At 72.0% G+C, this 21,772-nt stretch carries 24 protein-coding genes; 12 read left to right on the forward strand and 12 right to left on the reverse strand.

The window, feature by feature from the left end; translation table 11 throughout:
• Positions 1 to 112: 112 nt before the first annotated feature.
• Positions 113 to 445 carry an antitoxin gene (locus ACIQFZ_RS21105; protein ID WP_402691872.1) on the forward strand — a complete coding sequence of 111 codons (333 nt, stop codon included), beginning with the start codon at positions 113 to 115 and terminating at the stop codon, positions 443 to 445.
• Between the two features lie 67 nt (positions 446 to 512).
• Here ACIQFZ_RS21105 and ACIQFZ_RS21110 read toward each other — a convergent pair whose 3' ends face one another.
• Positions 513 to 1,226: a class III extradiol dioxygenase subunit B-like domain-containing protein gene (locus ACIQFZ_RS21110; RefSeq protein ID WP_365423869.1), complete on the reverse strand. Its 714-nt coding sequence runs from the start codon at positions 1,224 to 1,226 to the stop codon at positions 513 to 515.
• Between the two features lie 58 nt (positions 1,227 to 1,284).
• Entirely contained in the window at positions 1,285 to 2,814 is a 1,530-nt protein-coding gene (miaB, locus tag ACIQFZ_RS21115) for a tRNA (N6-isopentenyl adenosine(37)-C2)-methylthiotransferase MiaB (protein WP_402691873.1), read from the reverse strand.
• Between the two features lie 212 nt (positions 2,815 to 3,026).
• Between miaB and ACIQFZ_RS21120 the strand changes: the two genes are divergently transcribed.
• Entirely contained in the window at positions 3,027 to 4,301 is a 1,275-nt protein-coding gene (locus ACIQFZ_RS21120) for a glycosyltransferase family 87 protein (RefSeq protein ID WP_402691874.1), read from the forward strand.
• Here ACIQFZ_RS21120 and ACIQFZ_RS21125 read toward each other — a convergent pair.
• Positions 4,238 to 4,642 carry a MazG nucleotide pyrophosphohydrolase domain-containing protein gene (locus ACIQFZ_RS21125; protein ID WP_365423863.1) on the reverse strand — a complete coding sequence of 135 codons (405 nt, stop codon included), beginning with the start codon at positions 4,640 to 4,642 and terminating at the stop codon, positions 4,238 to 4,240. The two genes, ACIQFZ_RS21120 and ACIQFZ_RS21125, sit on opposite strands and share 64 nt — an antisense overlap.
• Positions 4,643 to 4,737: 95 nt before the next feature.
• Here ACIQFZ_RS21125 and ACIQFZ_RS21130 point away from each other — a divergent pair, with 95 nt between their 5' ends.
• Positions 4,738 to 5,733: a TAXI family TRAP transporter solute-binding subunit gene (locus tag ACIQFZ_RS21130; RefSeq protein WP_365423860.1), complete on the forward strand. Its 996-nt coding sequence runs from the start codon at positions 4,738 to 4,740 to the stop codon at positions 5,731 to 5,733.
• Here ACIQFZ_RS21130 and ACIQFZ_RS21135 read toward each other — a convergent pair.
• Together ACIQFZ_RS21135 and ACIQFZ_RS21140 are read right to left on the reverse strand one after the other, a co-directional pair.
• Positions 5,723 to 7,138 carry a sensor histidine kinase gene (locus ACIQFZ_RS21135; RefSeq protein ID WP_402691875.1) on the reverse strand — a complete coding sequence of 472 codons (1,416 nt, stop codon included), beginning with the start codon at positions 7,136 to 7,138 and terminating at the stop codon, positions 5,723 to 5,725. The two genes, ACIQFZ_RS21130 and ACIQFZ_RS21135, sit on opposite strands and share 11 nt — an antisense overlap.
• 9 nt (positions 7,139 to 7,147) lie before the next feature.
• Positions 7,148 to 7,834: a response regulator transcription factor gene (locus ACIQFZ_RS21140; protein WP_361415196.1), complete on the reverse strand. Its 687-nt coding sequence runs from the start codon at positions 7,832 to 7,834 to the stop codon at positions 7,148 to 7,150.
• Between the two features lie 284 nt (positions 7,835 to 8,118).
• Between ACIQFZ_RS21140 and ACIQFZ_RS21145 the strand changes: the two genes are divergently transcribed.
• The 8 genes from ACIQFZ_RS21145 (at position 8,119) to ACIQFZ_RS21180 (ending at position 14,699) form a co-directional block, all read left to right on the forward strand.
• Positions 8,119 to 8,895 carry an amino acid ABC transporter ATP-binding protein gene (locus ACIQFZ_RS21145; protein WP_402691876.1) on the forward strand — a complete coding sequence of 259 codons (777 nt, stop codon included), beginning with the start codon at positions 8,119 to 8,121 and terminating at the stop codon, positions 8,893 to 8,895.
• Positions 8,896 to 8,993: 98 nt separating this feature from the next.
• Positions 8,994 to 9,833: a glutamate ABC transporter substrate-binding protein gene (locus ACIQFZ_RS21150; RefSeq protein ID WP_365423852.1), complete on the forward strand. Its 840-nt coding sequence runs from the start codon at positions 8,994 to 8,996 to the stop codon at positions 9,831 to 9,833.
• A 132-nt stretch (positions 9,834 to 9,965) separates the two neighbouring features.
• Positions 9,966 to 10,631, forward strand: a complete 666-nt coding sequence (locus tag ACIQFZ_RS21155; RefSeq protein ID WP_365423849.1) for an amino acid ABC transporter permease — start codon at positions 9,966 to 9,968, stop codon at positions 10,629 to 10,631.
• Complete coding sequence (locus ACIQFZ_RS21160; protein WP_376652884.1) at positions 10,628 to 11,533, forward strand: amino acid ABC transporter permease; 906 nt, start codon at positions 10,628 to 10,630, stop codon at positions 11,531 to 11,533. The genes ACIQFZ_RS21155 and ACIQFZ_RS21160 overlap by 4 nt, the downstream gene beginning before the upstream one ends.
• 279 nt (positions 11,534 to 11,812) lie before the next feature.
• The gene (locus ACIQFZ_RS21165) at positions 11,813 to 13,414 is read left to right on the forward strand and encodes an FAD-dependent monooxygenase (RefSeq protein ID WP_402691877.1); all 1,602 of its coding nucleotides are present in this window, start codon (positions 11,813 to 11,815) and stop codon (positions 13,412 to 13,414) included.
• Between the two features lie 104 nt (positions 13,415 to 13,518).
• Positions 13,519 to 13,590 carry a putative leader peptide gene (locus ACIQFZ_RS21170; RefSeq protein ID WP_324838480.1) on the forward strand — a complete coding sequence of 24 codons (72 nt, stop codon included), beginning with the start codon at positions 13,519 to 13,521 and terminating at the stop codon, positions 13,588 to 13,590.
• A gap of 111 nt (positions 13,591 to 13,701) precedes the next feature.
• Positions 13,702 to 14,289 carry a cysteine dioxygenase gene (locus tag ACIQFZ_RS21175; protein WP_402691878.1) on the forward strand — a complete coding sequence of 196 codons (588 nt, stop codon included), beginning with the start codon at positions 13,702 to 13,704 and terminating at the stop codon, positions 14,287 to 14,289.
• A complete protein-coding gene (locus tag ACIQFZ_RS21180; protein WP_402691879.1) occupies positions 14,286 to 14,699 on the forward strand; it encodes a rhodanese-like domain-containing protein in 414 nt (137 codons plus the stop codon). The genes ACIQFZ_RS21175 and ACIQFZ_RS21180 overlap by 4 nt, the downstream gene beginning before the upstream one ends.
• Positions 14,700 to 14,964: 265 nt before the next feature.
• Here ACIQFZ_RS21180 and recX read toward each other — a convergent pair whose 3' ends face one another.
• The 4 genes from recX to ACIQFZ_RS21200 all read right to left on the reverse strand — a co-directional run bounded on the left by recX (position 14,965) and on the right by ACIQFZ_RS21200 (position 18,705).
• Positions 14,965 to 15,804, reverse strand: coding sequence for a recombination regulator RecX (recX, locus tag ACIQFZ_RS21185; protein WP_365432073.1), 840 nt, complete (start codon positions 15,802 to 15,804; stop codon positions 14,965 to 14,967).
• A 3-nt stretch (positions 15,805 to 15,807) separates the two neighbouring features.
• Positions 15,808 to 16,923 (reverse strand): recombinase RecA, encoded by a 1,116-nt coding sequence (gene recA, locus ACIQFZ_RS21190; RefSeq protein ID WP_365432076.1) that lies wholly within the window; start codon positions 16,921 to 16,923, stop codon positions 15,808 to 15,810.
• Positions 16,924 to 17,223: 300 nt separating this feature from the next.
• Complete coding sequence (locus ACIQFZ_RS21195) at positions 17,224 to 18,450, reverse strand: AI-2E family transporter (protein WP_402691880.1); 1,227 nt, start codon at positions 18,448 to 18,450, stop codon at positions 17,224 to 17,226.
• Positions 18,451 to 18,510: 60 nt separating this feature from the next.
• Complete coding sequence (locus ACIQFZ_RS21200; RefSeq protein ID WP_361415174.1) at positions 18,511 to 18,705, reverse strand: DUF3046 domain-containing protein; 195 nt, start codon at positions 18,703 to 18,705, stop codon at positions 18,511 to 18,513.
• An 80-nt stretch (positions 18,706 to 18,785) separates the two neighbouring features.
• On the opposite strand from ACIQFZ_RS21200, the gene ACIQFZ_RS21205 reads away from it, so the two are divergent.
• On the forward strand, positions 18,786 to 19,730 hold the full coding sequence (locus ACIQFZ_RS21205) for a hypothetical protein (protein WP_402691881.1): 945 nt from the start codon (positions 18,786 to 18,788) through the stop codon (positions 19,728 to 19,730).
• A gap of 34 nt (positions 19,731 to 19,764) precedes the next feature.
• On the opposite strand, the gene ACIQFZ_RS21210 is transcribed toward ACIQFZ_RS21205, so the two are convergent.
• From ACIQFZ_RS21210 to ACIQFZ_RS21220, 3 genes are read right to left on the reverse strand one after another with little or no spacing between them, the layout of a single operon-like run.
• Positions 19,765 to 20,073: an AzlD domain-containing protein gene (locus ACIQFZ_RS21210; RefSeq protein ID WP_100570754.1), complete on the reverse strand. Its 309-nt coding sequence runs from the start codon at positions 20,071 to 20,073 to the stop codon at positions 19,765 to 19,767.
• Positions 20,070 to 20,816 (reverse strand): AzlC family ABC transporter permease, encoded by a 747-nt coding sequence (locus tag ACIQFZ_RS21215; RefSeq protein WP_402691882.1) that lies wholly within the window; start codon positions 20,814 to 20,816, stop codon positions 20,070 to 20,072. Before ACIQFZ_RS21215 ends, ACIQFZ_RS21210 begins: the two co-directional genes overlap by 4 nt.
• Positions 20,717 to 21,682, reverse strand: coding sequence for an AraC family transcriptional regulator (locus tag ACIQFZ_RS21220; protein ID WP_365427084.1), 966 nt, complete (start codon positions 21,680 to 21,682; stop codon positions 20,717 to 20,719). The genes ACIQFZ_RS21215 and ACIQFZ_RS21220 overlap by 100 nt, the downstream gene beginning before the upstream one ends.
• Between the last annotated feature and the right edge of the window lie 90 nt (positions 21,683 to 21,772).

A 21,772-nucleotide genomic window follows, 5' to 3' on the forward strand; every position in this document is an offset into this window, starting at 1 on the left:
AGGGTATCGAGTGAGTATGGGCGTTTTTGCGCGACTCCTTCGGTGGTCGAAGGGCCGGAGGGGAACTCGACCGCCGGGGGAAAGGAATCCGCCCCGTCAGGGAAGGTGAACCATGGGTCTGCTGGACAACATGAAGGCCAGGATCGGCCCGGCGAAGGAGAAGGTGTCGGATCTCGCCCAGCGCCACGGGGGCACGATCGGGCAGAGCCTCGACAAGGCCGCGAAGGTGGTCGACGAGAAGACCAAGGGCAAGTACAGCGACAGGATCCACGCGGGTACGGGCAAGGCCAAGGACGCCATGGACCGGCTCGCCCACAAGGGCGGGACGAGCCCGGAGACCCGTACGGCCCCGGAGGCGGGCACGAGCCCGGACCAGGGCACCGGCACGGAGCCGGGCGGCGCTTCCGCTCCGACGCCGCCGGAGGGACCGCCACCCACGTCCTGAGGGGCGTCGGCGGACGGCCGGGAGGCGCGATGCCTCCCGGCCGTCCGCCGTGTCCGCCGCGTTTCACTCACGACCAGGCCGCGACCAGGTACCCCACTCCGTACGGCGCGTCGTCGTAGAGCAGCGTGCCGGAGAGACCGGCGCCCTCGGCCGCGCCGGCCAGCACCTGCCAGGGGGCCCGGCCCGACGCCTTCAGTTCGTGCGCCGTCTCCACGTCGAGCGCCAGGAGAGCCGGTGTGTCGGCCTCCCCCAGTGCCCGGGCGACGCCCGCGTCGAAGGGTTCGGCCCGTTCGTCGAGATAGCCCGGCGCCTTGAGCGTGCGCCGCGCGCTGGCGTCGCCCATCACCAGCAACGCCACACGGCCGGCCCGGGCGGCGAGGTCCCGGCCGGCCGCCGCGCACCGCTCGGGTGCCAGTGCCTCCCCCACACAGAGTCCCTCGACGGGGATGTCGGACCAGCCGGTGCGCTCCAGCAGCCAGGCGGCGACAGCCAGCGAGGGCGGCAGCTCGCGCCCGGCCCCGGTACCCGTGTCCTGTCCGAGCCGTACCTCCAGGTCCACGCCGAAGCCGCGGAACGAGCCACGGGTGCCCTCCGGACAGACGCCGCGCCCGGAGGCCTCCGCGGGTCCGACGACCACCAGCAGGTCGGGCCGGGCGGCGGCGAGCACGCCCAGCGCGTCCGCGCAGGCGGCCCGGGCGGAGTCCAGCTCGGGTGCGGCTCCCGCGGCCACCTCGGGCACGAGGAGGGGCGGGCAGGGGCAGACAGCGGCGGCGACAAGCATGATCCGCAGGGTAACGGCGCCGGACGGCCGGTCGTCGGGCGGCCGGTCGCTCGACGGGTCAGTCGCAGCCGCAGCCGCTGTTCGCGGCGACCGGCAGCGGCTCGGGAACGCCCACCTTCGGCAGGCCGAGCATGACCCCGGCCGGCTGGGCGGCCTCGGCGGCGATGCGCTTCTCCCATGCGTCACCCGCGCGCGTGCGGCGCACACCGAGCACTGGACCCTCGGCAAGGAGGTGGTGCGGGGCGGCGTAGGTGATCTCGACCGTGACCACGTCGCCGGGGCGCACGTCCTGCTCGGGCTTGGTGAAGTGGACCAGGCGGTTGTCGGGGGCGCGGCCGGACAGGCGGTGGGTGGCGCCGTCCTTGCGGCCCTCGCCCTCGGCGACCATGAGCTCCAGCGTGCGGCCGACCTGCTTCTTGTTCTCCTCCCAGGAGATCTCCTCCTGGAGCGCGACCAGCCGCTCGTAGCGCGCCTGGACGACCTCCTTGGGGATCTGGTCCTCCATCTCGGCGGCCGGGGTGCCGGGACGCTTGGAGTACTGGAAGGTGAACGCCTGCGCGAAGCGCGCCTCGCGCACGACGTGCAGCGTCTGTTCGAAGTCCTCCTCGGTCTCGCCGGGGAAGCCCACGATGATGTCGGTGGTGATCGCGGCGTGCGGGATGGCGGCGCGGACCTTCTCGATGATCCCGAGGTAGCGCTCCTGCCGGTAGGAGCGGCGCATCGCCTTCAGCACCGTGTCGGAGCCGGACTGCAGCGGCATGTGCAGCTGCGGCATGGCGTTCGGGGTCTCGGCCATCGCGGCGATCACGTCGTCGGTGAAGTCGCGCGGGTGCGGCGAGGTGAAGCGGACCCGCTCCAGGCCGTCGATGTTCCCGCAGGCCCGCAGCAGCTTGCTGAACGCCTCGCGGTCCCCGATGTCGGAGCCGTAGGCGTTGACGTTCTGGCCGAGCAGCGTGATCTCGGAGACGCCCTCGGCGACCAGGGCCTCCACCTCGGCGAGGATGTCGCCGGGGCGGCGGTCCTTCTCCTTGCCGCGCAGCGCGGGGACGATGCAGAAGGTGCAGGTGTTGTTGCAGCCGACAGAGATCGAGACCCAGGCCGCGTACGCGCTCTCGCGCCGCGTCGGCAGCGTGGAGGGGAACGCCTCCAGGGACTCGGCGATCTCCACCTGCGCCTCCTGCTGCACGCGGGCGCGCTCCAGCAGGACCGGCAGCTTGCCGATGTTGTGCGTGCCGAAGACGACGTCCACCCAGGGCGCCCTCTTCACGATGGTGTCCCGGTCCTTCTGCGCCAGGCAGCCGCCGACCGCGATCTGCATCCCGGGCCGCTTCGCCTTCTGCGGCGCCAGGTGGCCCAGGTTGCCGTACAGCCGGTTGTCGGCGTTCTCCCGGACGGCGCAGGTGTTGAAGACGACGACGTCCGCGTCGCCGTCCGCCCCCTCCGGCGCCCGCACGTAACCGGCGTCCTCGAGCAGGCCGGCCAGCCGCTCGGAGTCGTGGACGTTCATCTGGCACCCGTAGGTGCGGATTTCGTAGCTCTTGGGTCCTTGAACGTCCACTGCGGGGCTCCGGTCGCTGCTGCTGGTCATGCATCAAGGGTAGGTGGTTCCCGGACGGCCCCGGGACGGCGGAGCGTCACGCCCTCCAGGCCGGGGCGTCACGGACTTCCAGGCCGGGCAAGGCCGTGCACCGCGCGGATCCACGGGAGCGGCGGCCCGGCCGGAGGGCTTTGCGCCCTCGTGACGGCGACACGACCGGCCACTTCCTCCCTCATGGGGGCAACTGGCCCAAAATGACACGCGTGACGGAGCTTCGTGACGCCCTGCGGGCACCCGCGCCGGAAGTGTCCCCGACCGCGGTGCTGCGCGCATGGCTGCTGCGGCCGGCCGGTCCTGTCCCGGTCGCCCTCCTCGCCGTCGTCCTGTGCGCATGCGCCGCGCGCGTGGCCGTCATGTTCACCCGGGGAGGCATGGACAATGCCTTCGTCGTCCATGCCGGGCAGATCTGGCTGGGCGGCGGCGCTCCGTACGCCGACCGGCGCTTCCTGTACCTGCCGAGTGCCGTGCTGTTCGCCGCCGGGCAGGCCGCGCTGCCGACGGCCGTGGTGCGCGTCGCCGCGCCGCTGGTCTGCGTGGCGCTGATCGCGGGCGGCTGGTGGTGTGCGGTGCGCCTGTTCCGGGGGCCGGCGTGCAGCCGGTTCGCGGTGCTGGGGCTGCTGGGGCTGGTGCTGTGCTGGGCGCCGGTCGGCCACCTGGTGAACCTGGGGAACTGGACGGCGGTCAGCGCCCTGGCGTTGCCGCTGGCGCTGCTGCTGGCCGACCGGGGCCGCTGGGACCTGGCCGGGGTGGTCCTGGGCCTCTCGGTGGCGGTGAAGCCGCTGCTGCTGCCCGTGGTCGTCCTGCTGGTGCTGGCCCGGCGGTGGCGGGCGCTGGCCTGGATGGTGGCGGTGCCCCTGGCCCTGTCGTTGGGCGCGGCCCTGATCATGCCGGACCCGGGCGGCTTCTTCACCCGCACCCTGCCCTTCCTGCTCAAGGGCGGGGACGGTCTGATGCGGCCGTTCGACTCCTCCCTGCCGGCGGTGCTGCCCCGGCTGGGGCTGCCGCCCGTTCCGGCCCAGGTGCTGGCTTTGGCCGCTGCGGCGGCGGGTGTGCTCTGCGCCCGGCTGCGCTGGCGGCGCGCCGATCCCGGTCCGGCGCGGCTCGCGGACACGGCCGCGCTGCTGATGCTGGCCTCCTACCTGGTGTCCCGGCCGTCCTACGACCACTACCTGGTCGTCGTGGTGCCGCTGCTGGTCGCCGGGGCGCTGGAGGCGGACTCGGTGACGCGTTCGCCGTGGTTCTGGGTCGCGCTCGTCCCGCAGGTGCCCCAGTTCGCCTTCCCGCAGCTGGACGCCTCGACCCGCCGGGCGTTCAAGGACGCGGCCACGCTGTCCGGGCTCGCGGTGGTGCTCGCCGTGCGGTGCGCCCGGTCCTCCCCGCGATGGCCCGCCGGCTCGGACGTACGCAGCCCGCGTCAGGCGCCGTCGGGGACCCAGCCCTGCCGACGCAGCACGGCCGACACGTCGGGCGCCACGTAGTGCTCCCCCTTGAGCACCTTGCCGTCGGCGCGGCGGGCGACCCGGCCGTCCGGGCCGAGCTTGGTCATGTTGGCGCGGTGGATCTCGGCGATCACCTCGTCGAGGTCGATGCCGTGCACCAGGGCGGTGCCGTACGCCACGTACACGACGTCCGCCAGCTCGTGCGCGAGCTGGTCGAGCGGGCCGCCGACCGAGACCTCCGCGACCTCGGCCGCCTCCTCCGCGAGCAGTTCCCCGCGGTGGGCGGCGAGCTCCGGCGGCACCCGGGTGGGCGTGGGGCGGGCGTCGAGCCCGAAGGCACGGTGGAACTCACGGACCAGTTCGGCGGGCGAGGAACTCATACCCGCGAGGTTAGCCGCAGGCTCGGACTGCACCGGCCGCCCGCCGGACCGCTCGCCCCTGGTCAGCGGGGCGTCCCGCTGGCAGGATCGCGCGCATGCCAAAGCCGTTCCCCCGCATCGGACGACGCGGCCTCCAGGGCACGGCCGCCGGGGTCGTGGTCCTCGGACTGCTGCTGTGGTGGCTGCTGCCCCTGGGCGACGCCCCGCCGAGCGGGACGATCACCTTCAGCACGGGAACCCTGCGCGGGGTCTACCAGGAGTACGGCGTGCGGCTGCGCACCGCGTTCGCCAAGGACATGCCCGATCTGGAGGTGCGGCTGCTGACCAGCGACGGCTCGCAGGAGAACGTCGCGCGGGTGGCGACCGGCCGGGCCGACTTCACCATCGCCGCCGCGGACGCGGTGGAGACGTACGAGGTGAACCACGGCCCGGGTGCCGCGCGGCTGCGCGGTGTGGCCCGCCTCTACGACGACTACGTGCAGCTCGTCGTCCCCAGCGACTCGCGCATCCGCTCCGTATCGGACCTGCGCGGCAAGCGGGTGTCGGTCGGGCCGCCGGAGTCCGGTGTCCGGCTGATAGCCGAGCGGGTGCTCAGGACGGCCGGGATCGACCCGGAGTCGGACATCCGCCCGTTGGGCGACGGCATCGGCACCGCTCCGGACCGCCTGCGGCGGGGCGAACTCGACGCGTTCTTCTGGTCGGGCGGACTGCCGACGGACGGTCTGCGGCGGCTGGCCGAGAAGTTCGCGTTCCGTTTCGTGCCGATCGAGGCCGAGCTGGTGGCCAGGCTGCACGCCGAGGGCGGCGCCACACGCTACTACCGCGCCACCAACATGCCGGAGTCGGCGTACCCGTCGGTCCAGAAGGGCCAGACCGTCCCGACGATCGCCGTGTCCAACGTGCTGATGACGCGCAAGGACATGGACCCGAGGCTGACGGAGTGGGTGACCCGCACCGTCATCAAGAGCCGCGACGGCATCGGCGCCCACGTCCACTCCGCCCAGCTGGTCGACCTGCGCACCGCGATCTACACCGACCCACTGGCTCTGCACGAGGGCGCGCGGCGCTACTACCGCTCGGTCAAGCCGTAGGCACCGACCTCGGCACAGCCACGGTCACCCGCAGTCCGCGCGGCTCCTCCTCCCGGTGCCGGGCGTAGGAGATCGAGCCGCCGCCCGCCGCGAGCAGCGCGCGGGAGATGGACAGGCCGAGTCCTGAGCCGTTGATGTTCTGGTGGCGCCCGCTGCGCCAGAAGCGGTCGCCGACGCGGGCGACCTCCTCGTCGGTGAGGCCGGGACCGTGGTCGGCGACCACGATCGTCGACGTGTCGCGGTGGAAGGAGACCGTCACCTCGACGCTCTCGCCGCCCGGTGTGAACTTCACCGCGTTGTCGATCACCGCGTCCAGCGCGGAGGACAGTGCCACGGGGTCGGCCCAGCCCGTGGTGGCCGGGCAGTCGCCGGCCAGCCGCACCCCCTTGGCCTCGGCGGCCGGCGCCCAGGCCGCCACCCGCTCGGCGGCCAGCTCCCCGATGTCGATGAGCTTCAGATCCGGCTCCGCGTGCTCGGCGAGCGCCAGGTCGAGCAGATCGTCCAGGACCTGGGCCAGGCGCTTGCCCTCGGTGCGCACGGAGGCGATCTCCTCGTTGTCCTCGGGCAGTTCGAGGGCGAGCAGCTCAATGCGCAGCAGCAACGCGGAGAGCGGATTGCGCAACTGGTGCGAGGCGTCGGCGACGAAGGCCCGCTGCTGCTCCAGCACGTCCTCGACGTTGTCCGCCATCTCGTTGAACGACCGGGCGAGCCGCTGCAGTTCGGGCGGCCCACCGGCGGCCGCCACCCGGGACTTCAGCCGCCCGGTGGCGATGTCGTGGGTGGTGGCGTCGAGGATCCGCACGGGTCTGAGCACCCAGCCGGTCAGCCGCAGCGCCGCGCCGACGGCGAGCAGCATCGCGGCGATCTCGCCGGTGCCGACGAGCAGCCAGCCGTGCAGGGTCCGCGAGCGCATCTGCCCGGTCGGCGAGTCGGTGACGACGACCGCGACGACGTCGCCGTCCCGGATCACCGGGGAGGCGACCACGAGCCGATGGCGCTGCCAGGGCCAGACCTGTTCCGGGTCGTGGCTGCGCCGGCTCAGCAGCGCCTCGTCGAAGGCGTCGCGGACCTCGCCGAACTCGGGCAGCGACCAGTCGTCCGGGGCGTTGGCCATCGGGACGCCGGTCCGGTAGAAGACGCCGGCCCGGATGCCGTAGACCCCGTGGTAGCTGCCGAGTTCGCGGCGGAGGGTCTCCAACCGCTCGTCCGGGACCGTGCGCCGGGAGCCGCTGGCCCTGTCCGTGACGAACTGGGCCAAGGCTGCGAAGCGCGCGGTGTCGTCGATGCGGTCCACGACCGCCTTCTGCTGCTCGGCGCCGGCGACGCTGACGGCGAGCGGGACGCCGAGGGCGAGCAGGACGGCCGCCATCAGGACGATGAGCAGCGGCAGCAGACGTGAGCTCACCCGTCCCCGCTAGGCGGCCGGGGCGACGAGGCGGTAACCGACGCCGCGTACGGTCTCGATGAGCGCCGGTGTGCGCAGCTTGGAGCGCAGGGAGGCGACGTGCACCTCCAGGGTCCGTCCGGTGCCCTCCCAACTGGTCTGCCACACCTCGCTGATGATCTGCTCCCGCCGGAAGACCACCCCGGGGCGCTGGGCGAGCAGCGCGAGCAGGTCGAACTCCTTGCGGGTGAGCTGGACGACCGCGCCGTCCACGCTGACCTGACGGGTGGGCAGTTCGATGTGCACGGCGCCGAGGCGCAGCGTGCTCTCGCTGCCGGCGTTCGCGTCCTCGTGGGCGGTGCGGCGGCTGACGGCGTGGATACGGGCGAGCAGTTCGCCGGTGTCGTAGGGCTTCACCACGTAGTCGTCGGCGCCGAGGTTGAGGCCGTGGATGCGGGAGCGGACGTCGGAGCGGGCGGTCACCATGATCACGGGGATGCTGGTGCGCTTGCGGATCCTGGCGCAGACCTCGTAGCCGTCCTGGTCGGGCAGGCCCAGGTCGAGCAGGACCACGCCGAAGCAGGCGCTCTCGGGGACGAGCGCCTGGAGGGCCTCCTCGCCGCTGCGGGCGTGCGTGACGTCGAACCCGTGCCGCGCCAGGACCGCGGACAGGGCTGCGGCGACGTGGTTGTCGTCCTCGACGAGGAGCAGTCGCATTCCGGCCCCCTCCGGTTCATGTGTCATACGGTCACGGCATGTAAACGTCGTGCACGGGCGCGTGCACCATGGCAGTGACGCCGATGGACGAGGACGGCGTCAAGAGGGTTCCGGTTGCGCACCGTGTGTCGTTATCCAGCCGGTACGCGCCCCGCCCGGTCACGCTACGACATGTGTGCGGCCGCTACCGGATCGTGATGCTCAGATCTCCCTCAGATGTAATGACGCTGGTCGCATCGGTCGTTACTGTCCCCCGAAACCGAGGAGGACGGAGCCTGAAAGCGATGACCGAAGTATCGATGGCCAAGGAGGACGTGGCCTCGACCGCCGATCTGGTCGTCCTGAAGAGCGTCAACAAGCACTTCGGCGCGTTGCACGTACTCCAGGACATCGAGTTGACGATCGCCCGCGGCGAGGTCGTCGTGGTCATCGGGCCCTCCGGGTCCGGCAAGTCCACCCTGTGCCGCACCATCAACCGTCTGGAGACCATCGACTCGGGCACCATCTCGATCGACGGCAAGCCGCTGCCCCAGGAAGGCAGGGAGCTGGCCCGGCTGCGCGCCGACGTGGGCATGGTCTTCCAGTCCTTCAACCTCTTCGCGCACAAGACCGTGCTCGAGAACGTGATACTCGGCCAGGTCAAGGTCCGTCGCGCGGACAAGAAGAAGGCCGAGGAGCGGGCCCGGGAACTGCTCGACCGGGTCGGAGTGGGCGCGCAGGCCGACAAGTACCCCGCGCAGCTCTCCGGCGGCCAGCAGCAACGCGTGGCCATCGCGCGGGCGCTGGCCATGGACCCGAAGGTGATGCTCTTCGACGAGCCGACCTCCGCGCTCGACCCGGAGATGATCAACGAGGTGCTGGAGGTCATGCAGCAGCTCGCCCGGGACGGCATGACGATGGTCGTCGTCACCCACGAGATGGGTTTCGCCCGATCGGCTGCAAACCGGGTGGTCTTCATGGCCGACGGCCGGATCGTCGAAGAGGCTGCGCCCGACCAGTTCTTCAGCAACCCGCGCAGCGACCGGGCCAGGGACTTCCTTTCGAAGATCCTGCACCACTGACGCGACGGCCCGCCGGTGGCGCCGTGCGCCACCGGCCCGTGATTGTGCCGTCGCCGTGCCGACGGCTCCGCATCTCCTCAACACCGAAGGAAGTTCACATGAAGCTCCGCAAGGTCACCGCCGCCTCGGCCGTCGTCCTCGCCCTCGCCCTCTCGGCGACGGCGTGCGGCTCGAACGACAAGAAGGACGAGGGGTCGTCGGGCGGTGGCGGCAAGGTCAAGGTCGGCATCAAGTTCGACCAGCCCGGCCTGGGCCTGAAGCAGCCCGACGGCTCCTACGCCGGTTTCGACGTGGACGTGGCCACCTACGTGGCCAAGGAGCTCGGCTACAAGCCCGACCAGATCGAGTGGGTCGAGACCAAGAGCGCCGACCGTGAGAACGCGCTGGCCCGCGGCGACGTGAAGTTCATCGTGGCCACGTACTCGATCAACGACGAGCGCAAGCAGAAGGTCGACTTCGCCGGCCCGTACCTGCTGGCCCACCAGGACCTGCTGGTCAAGGCCGACTCGGACATCTCCAAGGGCACGGACCTCAACGGCAAGAAGCTGTGTTCCGTGACCGGCTCCACCTCGGCGCAGAACGTGCAGAAGTCGATCGCCCCGAAGGCCAACCTGAAGGAGAACGCGGGCTATTCGGAGTGCATCGCCGGCCTGCAGAGCGGTGCCGTCGACGCGGTGACCACCGACGACTCGATCCTCGCGGGCTTCGCCTCCCAGGACAAGTACAAGGGCCAGTTCAAGCTCGCCGGGCTCAAGCTGAGCAACGAGAACTACGGCATCGGTGTCAAGAAGGGCGACACCGCGACCGTGGACAAGATCAACTCCGCGCTGGAGAAGATGGTCAGCGACGGTTCGTGGGACGCCGCGGTCAAGAAGAACCTCGGCCCCGCCGACTACAAGAACGAGCCCGCGCCGAAGATCGGCAACATCGTCAAGTGACCCGGCTCGTCCGGTAAGCAGGGATCCGCAGGCATAGCAGGGTTCCAATGGGCGCGCCGCCGCCCGCCGCGCTCACGGCGGCGGCGCGCCACGCCCTCCTCGTAGGCCACACACCCGGAAGCGCGGGAGATCGTGTTCGACTTTCTTCAAGGTTACGACGTCCTAGGGGCGTTCTGGATGACGGTGAAACTCACCGTCCTCTCCGCCCTGGGCTCGCTGGTCTGGGGCACCCTGCTGGCCGCGATGCGGGTCAGCCCGGTTCCGTTGATGCGCGGCTTCGGCACCGCCTACGTCAACATCTTCCGGAACATCCCCCTGACGGTGCTCATCGTCTTCACCTCCCTCGGCCTCGCCGACATCTTCGGGGTGACGATGGGCGCGTCCGACTTCAAGATCCAGGGCTTCCGGCTGGCGGTGCTCGGGCTCGCCGCCTACCACGCGGCGTTCGTCTGCGAGGCGCTGCGCTCCGGCATCAACACCGTGCCGGTCGGGCAGGCGGAGGCGGCGCGCGCGATCGGGCTCAACTTCAGCCAGTCCCTGCGGCTCATCGTGCTGCCGCAGGCGTTCCGCGCGGTGATCGGACCGCTGGCCAACGTGCTGATCGCGCTGACCAAGAACACGACCGTGGCGGCCGCGATCGGTGTGGCCGAGGCCGCCTACCTGATGAAGGCAATGATCGAGAACGAGGCCCAGCTGGTCGCCATCGGCGCCGTGTTCGCCTTCGGATTCGTGGTTCTGACCCTGCCCGTCGGCCTCTTCCTCGGCTGGCTCGGCAAGCGACTGGCGGTGAAGCGATGAGCTCCGTTCTCTACGACGCCCCCGGCCCCCGGGCCAAGCGGCGCAATGTGGTTCTCTCCGTGGTCTTCGTCGTCCTGCTCGCACTGTTCGTGTGGTGGATCTGGTCGACGATGAACGACAAGGGCCAGCTCAACTGGTCCCTTTGGCAGCCCTTCACCACCGCCGCGGCCTGGACGACCTACCTGCTGCCCGGCCTGGCCAACACCCTGAAGGCCGCGGCACTCGCCATGGTCATCGCTCTTCCGCTGGGCGCGGTCTTCGGCATAGCGCGGCTGTCCGACCACCGGTGGATCCGGGTTCCGGCCGGAGCGGTGGTCGAGTTCTTCCGGGCGATCCCGGTGCTGCTGATGATTCTGTTCGCCAACGAGTTCTACGTCCGCTCCACGGGCATCCCCAGTGACGAGCGGCCCCTGTACGCGGTCGTCACCGGCCTGGTGCTCTACAACTCCTCGGTTCTCGCCGAGGTCGTACGTGCCGGCATTCTGGCCCTGCCCAAGGGACAGACGGAGGCCGCCTACGCGATCGGTCTGCGCAAGGGCCAGACGATGAGCGGCATCCTGCTGCCGCAGGCGGTCACCGTCATGCTGCCTGCCATCGTCAGCCAACTGGTCGTCATCGTGAAGGACACCGCGCTGGGCGGCGTGATGCTCGGATTCCCCGAGCTGCTGAGCGCCCGCAGCACACTCGCGGCCAACTACGCCAACGTCGTGGCCAGCTTCATCGTGGTGGCCGTCATCTTCATCCTGCTGAACTTCGCCCTCACCAGCTTCGCGAGCTGGCTCGAGCGCAGGTTGCGCCGCAGCAAGCGCAGCACCGGCGTCGTCCTTGCCGCGGATGACGAGGAGATCAACCCCGCCCAGGTCGGCGGCACCTACGGAACGGGTGCGGGCGGCTCGACCTGACGGGGCGTTCTGGCCCTTTTGAGGCACCCGATGGGGGTGTGGTGGCTCGTGCCGCCGCACCCCCATCCGCGTTCTGGACCGAGAAGGAGCACGGCGGTCGGCCGCGCTCACGAGCCGCTGCGCGGCGCACGCCACCGCGCACCTGGAGTACCGGCGTGCGTCCCGCTTGACCGGCTGGCGCCCAGTCTGTTGCATACGTTCTGTGATCGTGCACCGTGCTCCGGCTTCCTGTTCACCTGTGACCCCCAGGACACCACTGCTGGCAGGGGGCGCCGCGCCGTGGACCCGGTGATCGTTGTCGGAGCGGGGCCCGTCGGGCTCACGCTCGCCCTGGCGCTGGCGCGTCAGGAGGTGCCCTCCGTCGTGCTCGACGAGGGACCCGGCACGGACGCGCCGCGCGCCGCGCGCACGGTCGTCCTGCGCGAGGACACCGCCGCGCTCGTGGAGCGCCTGGCCGGTACGCCGCTCGGCGGGGCCGGGCTCCGTTGGACCGGATGGCGGTCGTTGCGGCGCAAACAGGTGATGCGCGACATCGCCTTCGCCGATGACGACCCCGCACCGCTGCACATCGCCCAGCACGTGCTGACCGGCGCCCTGCGCGCCGCCGTCGCCCGCGAACCGCTGGTCGAACTCGTCGTGGACAGCCGCCTCGACAGCATGGAGCAGGAGTCCACGGGGGTCACCGTCCACACCCGCGACCCGGGCGGCACATGGTGGCGCGGCAGTTACCTGGTCGGCTGCGACGGCCCGCGTTCGACCGTGCGCAAGCTCCAGGACATCCGCTTCCCCGGCCGTACGGCCGTCGAGCGGCACGCCGTCGCCGCGGTGCGCTCCGAACTGCCCCGGCCCGGCGAAGCGTTCCTCCACCGGCTGCCGCCGTGGCGGACGACCGGCCCCTTCGCCGGGGAGATCGCCGCCCGTCCGCTCCCGGACGACGTGTGGCGGCTGGACTGGCTGCTGCCGCCCGGCAAGGACCTGGTCACACCCGAACTGCTGCTCGCCCGCATCCGGGAGACCCTCATCGGCTGGACCGGCGAGACCTCCCCGTCGTACGAACTCCTCGACACCGGAGTCCACACGGTCCACCACCGGGTGGCCCGCCGCTGGCGCGCCGGGCGGATCTTCCTCGCCGGGGACGCGGCCCACCTGCTGGGCGCGCTCGGCACCCAGGGTCTCGACGAGGGCCTGCGGGACGCCGACAACCTCGCCTGGAAGCTGGCGCCCGCCTGGCACCACGGGCCGCACGAGGGACTGCTGGACAGCTACCAGACCGAGCGGCGCGCGATCGTCGCCGCCCGGCTGCGCGCCGCCGACCAGCTGCTGCCGGTGCTGCGCGGGGGCGGCGGACTGCGGACTCTGGTGCCCGGGTCCGGCCGTGGACACGACGCCCTGCTGATGGATGGCCATCTGGGGCGCGGGGCGCTGGGCGCGCCGGGGGCGTACGCGGACTCGCCGCTCACTCCCCCGCCCCTCGACGGGGAGATCCTCGTGGACACACCGGCCGGCGCCCCGGTCGCCGACGTGCTGGTGACCACGGAGGACGGCTCCTTCGTGCCGCTGCGCGAACGGCTGGGCCGGGGGGCGCTGCTCGTGGTGCTGATCGCACCGGGTACGGGCGTGTGGGAGCGCCGGCACTGGGTGAGCGCCGGCATCATGCCCCGGCTGGCCGCCGCGGTGACCGCGCTGCCGCACCCCGCCGAGCTGCTGGTCGCCGAGAGCTACCCGGGCGCCGCTCCCCACACCGTCCTCCTGGTACGGCCCGACGGGCACCTGGTCACCGCGCTGAGCGGGGTGCGCCCGGCCGACCTGTACACCGCGGCGGAGACGGCGCTGGGCGGCGCCGGACATGCCGAGGACCGTGCCGAGGCGAGCGCGCGCTGACCGCCGAGCCCCGTGGACCGTACGCGCCGTGCGGTCCACGGAGAGACGACGAGTTGACCGGCCGGTACCGCCGTGGTCTACTCCGGAACGTGACCGACACCGATGTGCGCCTGTGGCGGAGGGTCCACATGGACCTCGTCCGCTATGCGGGCTGCGTGTGTCGTCCGGCCTGTTGAACTCGCCTTCCCTCCACCGGCGCGCCGCCTCACTCGCACACTCCCGTACGTCCTTCGTCCGTACCCTGTGCCGCCGCGCGCCTTTCGCGAACGCTCTTCAGGACGGTGCACGTGTCTGTCTCGCCCCTCGGACCCCCGGCTCAATACCTCTCCCCCGACTTCTCCCCTGACACCTCCTCACCCGCCGGGTCCGCGCCCTCCGTGCAGGCGCCGACACAGGCGGAACTCCTCGACTTCGTACGGCGCGCCGCCGCCGACGCCGGGCTGATCGCCTCGCTTCCGCTCGACCCGGAGGGCCGCACCTGGGTGCGCCTGGAGGGGCCCGGCGGCAGTGAGGCCTGGCTGATCGGCTGGCCGCCCGGCACCGGCACCGGCTGGCACGACCACGCCGACTCGGTCGGCGCCTTCGTCACCGCGGCGGGCGAGTTGAAGGAGAACTCGCTCGCGGCCCGGCTGCCCACCGATGGGTGGAAGACCCTCGAACTCACCGAGGGGGTGGACCGCGAACGGCGGCTCCCGGCGGGGCGGGGCCGCTCCTTCGGCCGCCACCACGTGCACGAGGTGCTCAACGAGTCCACCGACCGGCACGCCGTCTCCGTGCACGCCTACCATCCGCCGCTGCCCCGCATCCGCCGCTACAGCCGCACCGGGCAGACACTGCGCCTGGAACAGGTCGAGCGCCCGGAGGACTGGCAGTGAGCACACCCCAACCACCCGTCGGAATCGACGAGTTCCTGGAGCGGGTCCGCCAGGGCTACGAGCGCGTCGAGGCGCGCGAGGCGTACGCGGCCGCCCGCGCCGGCGGCGCCCTCCTGGTGGACATCCGCTACGCCGCGCTGCGTTCGAGGGACGGCCTGATACCGGGCGCCCTCGTCGTGGAGCGCAACGAGCTGGAGTGGCGGCTGGACCCGCTGGGCAGCCACCGAGTCGCCGAGGCCAGCGGCCACGATCTGCGCGTGGTCGTCGTCTGCAACGAGGGCTACGCGTCGAGTCTCGCGGCTGCTTCCCTGCACCAGCTGGGGTTGCTCCGGGCGACCGACCTGGTCGGCGGATTCCAGGCCTGGCGCTCGGCCGGACTGCCGGTGACGCCGTGGGACGGCCGAGGATGAGCGGGCCGCCGTGGGTGTTCGTGGCGCCGGGCCGCAGGCCGCAGCCGCCGAGCAGCAGGCCGGCCGCCAGGAGCCGGACGACGACCAGCGGTCTCCGGGAGGGTGCGGGCACAGGCACGGACGGGCCGCCTGCCGAGCAGAGGACGAGGGGACCGGCCGAGGCTGTCGTCGGCCCGCACCGTCGGCCCCTCCCGGAATCGCACGCTGAGCCTGCGCACCCCGTGGTGTTCGTGTTCCCCGCGCCGGCCGCCCGGCGGGCGCCGGCTCAGTACCCCTCGTCGGCCAGGAAGTCCGTGTCCTCGCCCTCCTCCTCCAGCGCCTGCCGGACCACGCGCAGGGCCAGGCCCTCGGAGTAGCCCTTGCGGGCGAGCATCCCGGCGAGGCGGCGCAGCCGTTTGTCGCGGTCGAGGCCGCGAGTGGAGCGCAGTTTGCGGGCGACGAGTTCGCGCGCGGTGGCCTCCTCCTGATCGGCGTCGAGCCGGCCGACCGCCTCGTCGATCAGTGCCGCGTCAACGCCCTTGGTCCGCAGCTCCCGGGCGAGCGCGCGCCGGGCCAGTCCGCGCCCGTGGTGCCGGGACTCCACCCAGGCGTCCGCGAACGCGCTGTCGTCGATCAGCCCGACCTCCTCGAACCTGGACAGGACCTCGTCCGCCGCCTCGTCCGGGATCTCCCGCTTGCGCAGGGCGTCCGCGAGCTGCTTGCGGGTGCGCGGGGTCCCGGTGAGCAGGCGCAGGCAGATGGCGCGCGCCCGCTCCACCGGGTCCCCCGGAGGCTCCCCCTGCTCAGCCCTCGGCAAGGAGAAGGTGCCCCCGTCCTCGGCGGACGCCTCGCCGAAGCCGCGCCGACGGCGTCCGCGTCCACCCTGCGACCCGCCGTCACGCGAGCCGCCCCGGCGCGCACCACCCACGGGTGGGCCACCCGCGCGCCGCTGTCCGTCGTCGTCCCAAGGCACACCACCGTCCGGCTCGGCATCCCCGTGCACGCCGTCTCCGTCCGTGCCCGAGCCGAGCGCGTCCCCGGTGCCCCTCCCCCGTGGGGCACCGAAGGCGGCGTGTTCGTACGCGTGCTCGTGCTCGTACTCGGCCCAGTCGGTTCGCCGCGTCACGGGTCAGCTCTTGGCCGAGGCGGCCTTGGGCTTGGTGGCCTTGGCGGGTGCCGTCTTGGCCGCCTCGTCCGCGGTGGTGGTGACCGCGGCGTCCGTGCCCGGCTCCGCGGCCGGCTCCTCCGGCCGCACGCCGACGCCCAGCTTCTCCTTGATCTTCTTCTCGATCTCGTTGGCCAGGTCGGGGTTGTCCTTGAGGAAGTTGCGCGCGTTCTCCTTGCCCTGGCCGAGCTGGTCGCCCTCGTACGTGTACCAGGCGCCGGCCTTGCGGACGAAGCCGTGCTCCACGCCCATGTCGATCAGACCGCCCTCGCGGCTGATGCCCTGGCCGTAGAGAATGTCGAACTCGGCCTGCTTGAAGGGCGGCGCGACCTTGTTCTTGACGACCTTGCAGCGGGTCCGGTTGCCGACCGCCTCCGTGCCGTCCTTCAGGGTCTCGATACGCCGAATGTCGATGCGCACCGAGGCGTAGAACTTCAGGGCCCGGCCACCGGTCGTGGTCTCCGGGGAGCCGAACATCACGCCGATCTTCTCGCGGAGCTGGTTGATGAAGATCGCGGTGGTCTTGGACTGGTTGAGCGCGCTGGTGATCTTGCGCAGGGCCTGGCTCATCAGCCGGGCCTGGAGACCCACGTGGCTGTCGCCCATCTCGCCCTCGATCTCCGCGCGCGGGACGAGCGCGGCGACGGAGTCGATGACGATGAGGTCGAGGGCGCCGGAGCGGACCAGCATGTCCACGATCTCCAGGGCCTGCTCGCCGTTGTCCGGCTGGGAGAGGATCAGGTTGTCGATGTCGACGCCGAGCTTCCTCGCGTACTCGGGGTCGAGGGCGTGCTCCGCGTCCACGAACGCGACCTGGCCGCCCGCCTTCTGCGCATTCGCCACCGCGTGCAGGGTCAGGGTCGTCTTACCGGAGGACTCCGGTCCGTAGATCTCCACGACTCGGCCGCGCGGCAGGCCACCGACGCCGAGGGCCACGTCGAGCGCGGTCGATCCGGTCGGGATGACCTCGATCGGCTCCCTCGACCGCTCGCCCATGCGCATGACCGCGCCCTTACCGAATTGTCGTTCAATCTGTGCGAGCGCGGCGTCGAGCGCCTTCTCGCGGTCGGTTCCTGCCATGGGTTCCACCCGGTTTGCTTGAGTCGATCGCTTCACGTCAAAGACGCTAACGCCTGCCACTGACAATGCGCCCCGACGCACGTCCGGCCTGTGGATAACTCAGGCACTTCTCCCCCCGAACGGGGCGAAATCCCCTCCGTTGAGCCTCGCCGGAGCTCCCATAAGAATGGATGTTCGATTTTCGTGTCAAGCGCACCGACGGCACCGGAGCACGCCCGTCCTTCGTGGGGACGCACATCGGCAGGGCGCCGCAACGCCCTGCCGATCACGTCCTGCCTCGTACGTCCTGCCGAGTACGCCCTACCGGGCCCGCCACAGCCGGCGCGCGCGGTCGAGCAGGCCCGGCACCGGACCGCGTCCGCGGTGGCCGTGGACGCGGGGGTCGTCCGTGACGGCGTACCGCTTCACATAGGCGCCCAGGAAGGCCTGGAGGGTGGCGACCGCGGGAATGGCGATCAGCGCGCCCACGGCGCCGAGCAGGGCGGTGCCGGCGATGACCGAGCCGAAGGCGACCGCGGGGTGGATGTCCACGGTCCGCGCGGTCAGCTTGGGTTGCAGCATGTAGTTCTCGAACTGCTGGTAGACCACCACGAAGACCAGCACCCACAGCGCGTACCAGGGGTCGACCGTGAAGGCGATCAGCATCGGCAGGGCGCCCGCGAGATAGGTCCCTATGGTGGGGATGAACTGCGAGACCAGGCCCACCCAGACACCGAGCACGAGCGCGTACGGCACTCCCAGGGCCTGGAGCAGGACGTAGTGGGCGATCCCCGAGACGAGCGCCATCAGGCCGCGCGAGTACAGATAGCCGCCGGTCTTGTCGACCGCTATCTCCCACGCGCGCAGCACCTCCGCCTGGCGGGCGGGCGGCAGCAGGGAGCAGATGGTGCGGCGCAGCCGCGGACCGTCGGCGGCGAAGTAGAACGAGAACAGCGCGATCGTCAGCAGCCGGAACAGGCCTCCGAGCACCTGGGCGGACACGTCGAGCACGCCCGCGGCGCTGTTCTGTGCGTACTTGCGCAGCCAGTCGGAGTGGAGCAGGCCCTCCTGCACGTCCACCCGTCTGACCTCGGTGTGGAACGTGGTGTTGACCCAGTTGATGACGGAGTCGAGGTACTCCGGGAAGCCCTCGACCATCTTGATGATCTGCCCGGCGAGCATCGAGCCGAGCAGCGTCACGAAGCCCGCGGACGCGATCGCCAGACCGAGGAAGACCAGGAAGGTCGCGAGCCCCCGCCGCATCCCGCGGTCGGCCATGCGGCTGACCGCGGGCTCGATGGCGAGGGCCAGGAAGAACGCGATGAGGACGTTGAGGAGCAGGCCGGTCAGCTGGTGGAAGGCCCAGTTGCCGAGCTGGAAGGCGGCGACGAGGCCGACCGCGAGCACCATGGCCCGCGGCAGCCAGCGGGGCATGCGGGCGCCGGGCCCTGCTGCGCCCTCGGCCGGTACCGGAGACCGGGGAGGCGGCGTCGTAGCGAACGGGGATGCGTGCGGGGCCGTCTGCCCGGTCTCGTCAGTGGGTGCCACGGTGCAAGTCTCTCCGACGCCGCCGGCGGCCCGGCACCGGCCCGCGGTCCTCGGGCCCGGTCAGTGCCTCTCCCGTGGAACGTTCATGACCTGGCACACCACGCGCCACACGTCCTTCGCGTCCCAGCCGGCCGCCAGCGCCTCGTGCACCGTGCGCCCGCCGAGCTCCGACATCACGTGGTCGCGCGCGAAGGTGTCGGCATACCCCGTGCCGAAGTGCTCCGCCATCCGCTCCCAGAAGACCGTCAACCGCATGATCCCAGTATCCCGCCCCTGCGGGTGACCTCGTTCCGGGGCCACCGGGCGAGACCGCTTTCCGCCCTACGGTCGGACGCATGGCCGAGACCGGAACTCCCCCTTCTCCCCCGCCGCCCCCGTCGTCCTCCCCGCTGTTCCGCGCCGAGCACTTCGTATGGCTCACCGCGCGCGTGCTGGAGCAGCGGCTGTTCGCGTACCACTTCCTGAACGGCGGCGCGGATCCGGTGGAGACCGCGCTGGACGCCTACCGCAACGAGGACGGCGGGTACGGTCACGCGCTGGAGCCCGATCTGCGCGGCCCCGTCAGCCAGCCGCTGCACACCGCGCACGCGCTGCGTGTGCTGGACACCGTCGGCCGCTGCGGCGGACAGCGGGTGGAGCGCGTGTGTCGCTACCTGACCTCCGTCTCCACTCCCGACGGCGCGCTGCCCGCGGTCCATCCCGGCCAGCGCGGCTATCCGGCGGCCCCCTTCGTGCCGATCGTGGACGACCCGCCGAGCGACCTCCTGGCCACCGGACCGGTGGTGGGCCTGCTGCACCGCAACGAGGTGTGGCACGCCTGGCTGTTCCGGGCCACCGACTTCTGCTGGCAGCGGGTCGAGTCCCTGGCTACCTCCCACCCGTACGAGATCGAGGCGGCCGTCACCTTCCTGGACTCGGCACCCGACCGCACCCGCGCGCGTGCGGCCGCCGACCGGCTCGGCCGTCTGGTGCGCGATCGGCGCCTGGCGCTGCTGGACCCGGAGCGGCCGGAGGCCTACCCGGTCGCACCCGGCTACGCCCCCGGGGAGCACCACTTCCCGCACGACTACGCGCGGACACCCGGCTCCCTCGCGCGCGCGTGGTTCACGGAAGAGGAGATGAAGCGCTCCCTGGACCACCTGGCCGGCCGCCAGGAGGAGGACGGCGGCTGGCCGGTCACGTGGCAGCAGTGGGCTCCGGGCACCGCGCTGGAGGCACGCCCCATGGTCACGATCGAGGCGCTGCGCACCCTCAGGGCCTACGGCCGGCCCATCGGCTGAACCACCGCCGGTACGCGCCCCGGCTCACCCCGGCTCACCCCGTCAGGGCCCGCACCCCGGCCGTCACCAGCACGGCCGCCCCGACCACGACCAGGAACGGTGCCCGCAGCAGCAGCGCCACGGCGGCGGCCGCGACCCCGGCCGCCCGCGCGTCCAGCACGAGCGTGTGCCCGTCGGCGAACGTCTGCTGGGCGGTGAGCGCGGCCAGCAGGGCGACGGGCAGCAGCGCGGCGAGCCGCTTCACCAGCGGCCGCTCCAGGGCACCCGCCGGAACGAGCAGCCCGGCCAGCTTGACGGCGTAGCAGCCGACAGCGGTCACCGCGACCGCGATCCAGATGTTCAACGATCTCCCTCTCGTACGTCGTCACGGCCGCCGCTCCCGCGGCGACCCCGCAGGTACAGCACGGCCGGCGCGGCGAGCGCGGCCGCCAGGACCGGCACCCCGGCCGGCAGCACGGGCAGCAGACCGAGCCCGAGCATTACGGCCAGAGCGGCGACGGCCCGCTCGGTGGCGGTCTTCAGCATCGGCGCCAGCAGGGCCAGGAACACGGCCGGCCCGGCCGCGTCCAGGCCCCACGCGTCGGTGTCGCCGAGGGCCTTGGCGCCCAGCGCGCCCAGCAGCGTGGTGAGGTTCCACAGCACGTAGAGGGTGACCCCGGTGACGGTGAAGCCGATCCGCGCGCTGCGCCGCGTGGGCTGGGCCAGCGTCACCGCGGTGGTCTCGTCGATGACCCATTGGGCCGCGAAGGGCCGTACCGCGCGCGGGAGGGCCAGCAGCTGCGACAGGCGCAGCCCGTAGAAGGCGTTGCGCACGCCCAGGAAGAAGGCGCCCGCGGCCGCCGTGTACGGGTTGCCTCCGGCGGCCAGCGCCCCCACCAGCGCGAACTGGGAGGCCCCGGTGAACACCAGCAGGCTGAGCGCGCACGTCTGCCAAAGCGTGAGCCCGCTGCCCGCCGAGGTCACCCCGAAGGCGAACCCGGACAGTCCTACGGCGACCCCGACTCCCAGGGCGTCCCGTACGACGGCGGCGTCGGGCTTTCCTCCGTCGTCGGCGCGTATGTCTGCGAGAGCTGTCTGTTCTGCCACGGCGTCGAGGGTAGGAAGAGCCGGGCCCCGGAGTCTTGTACGTTCTTGCGCTCGCGCTGGTAGGCGCCCGGGGGCACGCCCACGATCCGGGTGAAGTGCCGGCTCAGGTGCGACTGGTCGGTGAAGCCGACGGCGACGGCGGTCTGGGAGGGCGCGGTGCCCGCGTCCAGCAGCCGTCTGGCCCGGCGCACCCGGGCGTCGGTCAGCCAGGTGTGCGGCGGCATTCCGTAGGCGTTGCGGAAGGCCCGCAGCAGCGCGAACGGGCTGCTGCCCAGGTCGGCCGCCAGCCTCTCCAGGCTGGGCGGCTCGGCCATCCGCTCCTCCAGGACGGCACGCGCGCGTGCCGCGGTCCTCGCGCCCGCCGTCCGTATCTCCCGCTGCGGCAGCGTCCCGCCGTTGAGCCGCAGCAGCCGCGTCACGGCGACCCGCAGCAGGGTGTCGGCGGCCAGCGCGTTGCCCTCGTCCGTGGCGCGCAGCACCTGGTGCACCAGTCCGACGGCGTACGGATCGTCGAACACGGGACGGACGAAGCCCGGCGTTCCGCGAATGCCCGTGGTCTCCGCGGCGATCCCGGCGACCAGCTCCGGCGACGGATACACAGCGCCATACCGCCACCCCTCGGGCACCGCCGCCCGTCCGGTGTGCGGGGTGTCGGGATTGACCAGCGCCAGCATCCCCGGGCCCGCGTACTGGTCGGACCCCCCGTGGTGGAACACCTCCACGCCCTCGACGACGGCGGCGATCACGAAGTGCTCGTGGGTGTGCCGCACGAACTCCTTGCGGACGTAGCGGGCCCGCAGCAGATCGACACCCGGCAGTTCCTCGTACTGCCAGTGCCGCGCCCGCTCCTCACCCGCTGCCGCCATACCCCCGATTCTCCGTTGTCGGCGCGGCTCCACCAGTGTCGGGGCCGCCTCGGACGACCGAGGGCACGCCCAGGTCGCAGGGCGTTGTCA

It is taken from the genome of Streptomyces sp. NPDC093064 (assembly GCF_044754605.1).
GTDB lineage: Bacteria > Actinomycetota > Actinomycetes > Streptomycetales > Streptomycetaceae > Streptomyces.

Bases quoted from the DNA above. Each gene is read 5' to 3' on its own strand.
- ACIQFZ_RS21140 (WP_361415196.1), bottom strand. From the start codon at position 7,834: ATGCGACTGCTCCTCGTCGAGGACGACAACCACGTCGCCGCAGCCCTG.
- ACIQFZ_RS21125 (WP_365423863.1), bottom strand. From the start codon at position 4,642: ATGAGTTCCTCGCCCGCCGAACTGGTCCGTGAGTTCCACCGTGCCTTC.
- ACIQFZ_RS21160 (WP_376652884.1), top strand. From the start codon at position 10,628: ATGAGCTCCGTTCTCTACGACGCCCCCGGCCCCCGGGCCAAGCGGCGC.
- ACIQFZ_RS21130 (WP_365423860.1), top strand. From the start codon at position 4,738: ATGCCAAAGCCGTTCCCCCGCATCGGACGACGCGGCCTCCAGGGCACG.
- ACIQFZ_RS21220 (WP_365427084.1), bottom strand. From the start codon at position 21,682: ATGGCGGCAGCGGGTGAGGAGCGGGCGCGGCACTGGCAGTACGAGGAA.
- ACIQFZ_RS21145 (WP_402691876.1), top strand. From the start codon at position 8,119: ATGACCGAAGTATCGATGGCCAAGGAGGACGTGGCCTCGACCGCCGAT.
- miaB (WP_402691873.1), bottom strand. From the start codon at position 2,814: ATGACCAGCAGCAGCGACCGGAGCCCCGCAGTGGACGTTCAAGGACCC.
- ACIQFZ_RS21110 (WP_365423869.1), bottom strand. From the start codon at position 1,226: ATGCTTGTCGCCGCCGCTGTCTGCCCCTGCCCGCCCCTCCTCGTGCCC.
- ACIQFZ_RS21200 (WP_361415174.1), bottom strand. From the start codon at position 18,705: ATGCGGTTGACGGTCTTCTGGGAGCGGATGGCGGAGCACTTCGGCACG.
- ACIQFZ_RS21150 (WP_365423852.1), top strand. From the start codon at position 8,994: ATGAAGCTCCGCAAGGTCACCGCCGCCTCGGCCGTCGTCCTCGCCCTC.
- recA (WP_365432076.1), bottom strand. From the start codon at position 16,923: ATGGCAGGAACCGACCGCGAGAAGGCGCTCGACGCCGCGCTCGCACAG.
- ACIQFZ_RS21105 (WP_402691872.1), top strand. From the start codon at position 113: ATGGGTCTGCTGGACAACATGAAGGCCAGGATCGGCCCGGCGAAGGAG.
- ACIQFZ_RS21205 (WP_402691881.1), top strand. From the start codon at position 18,786: ATGGCCGAGACCGGAACTCCCCCTTCTCCCCCGCCGCCCCCGTCGTCC.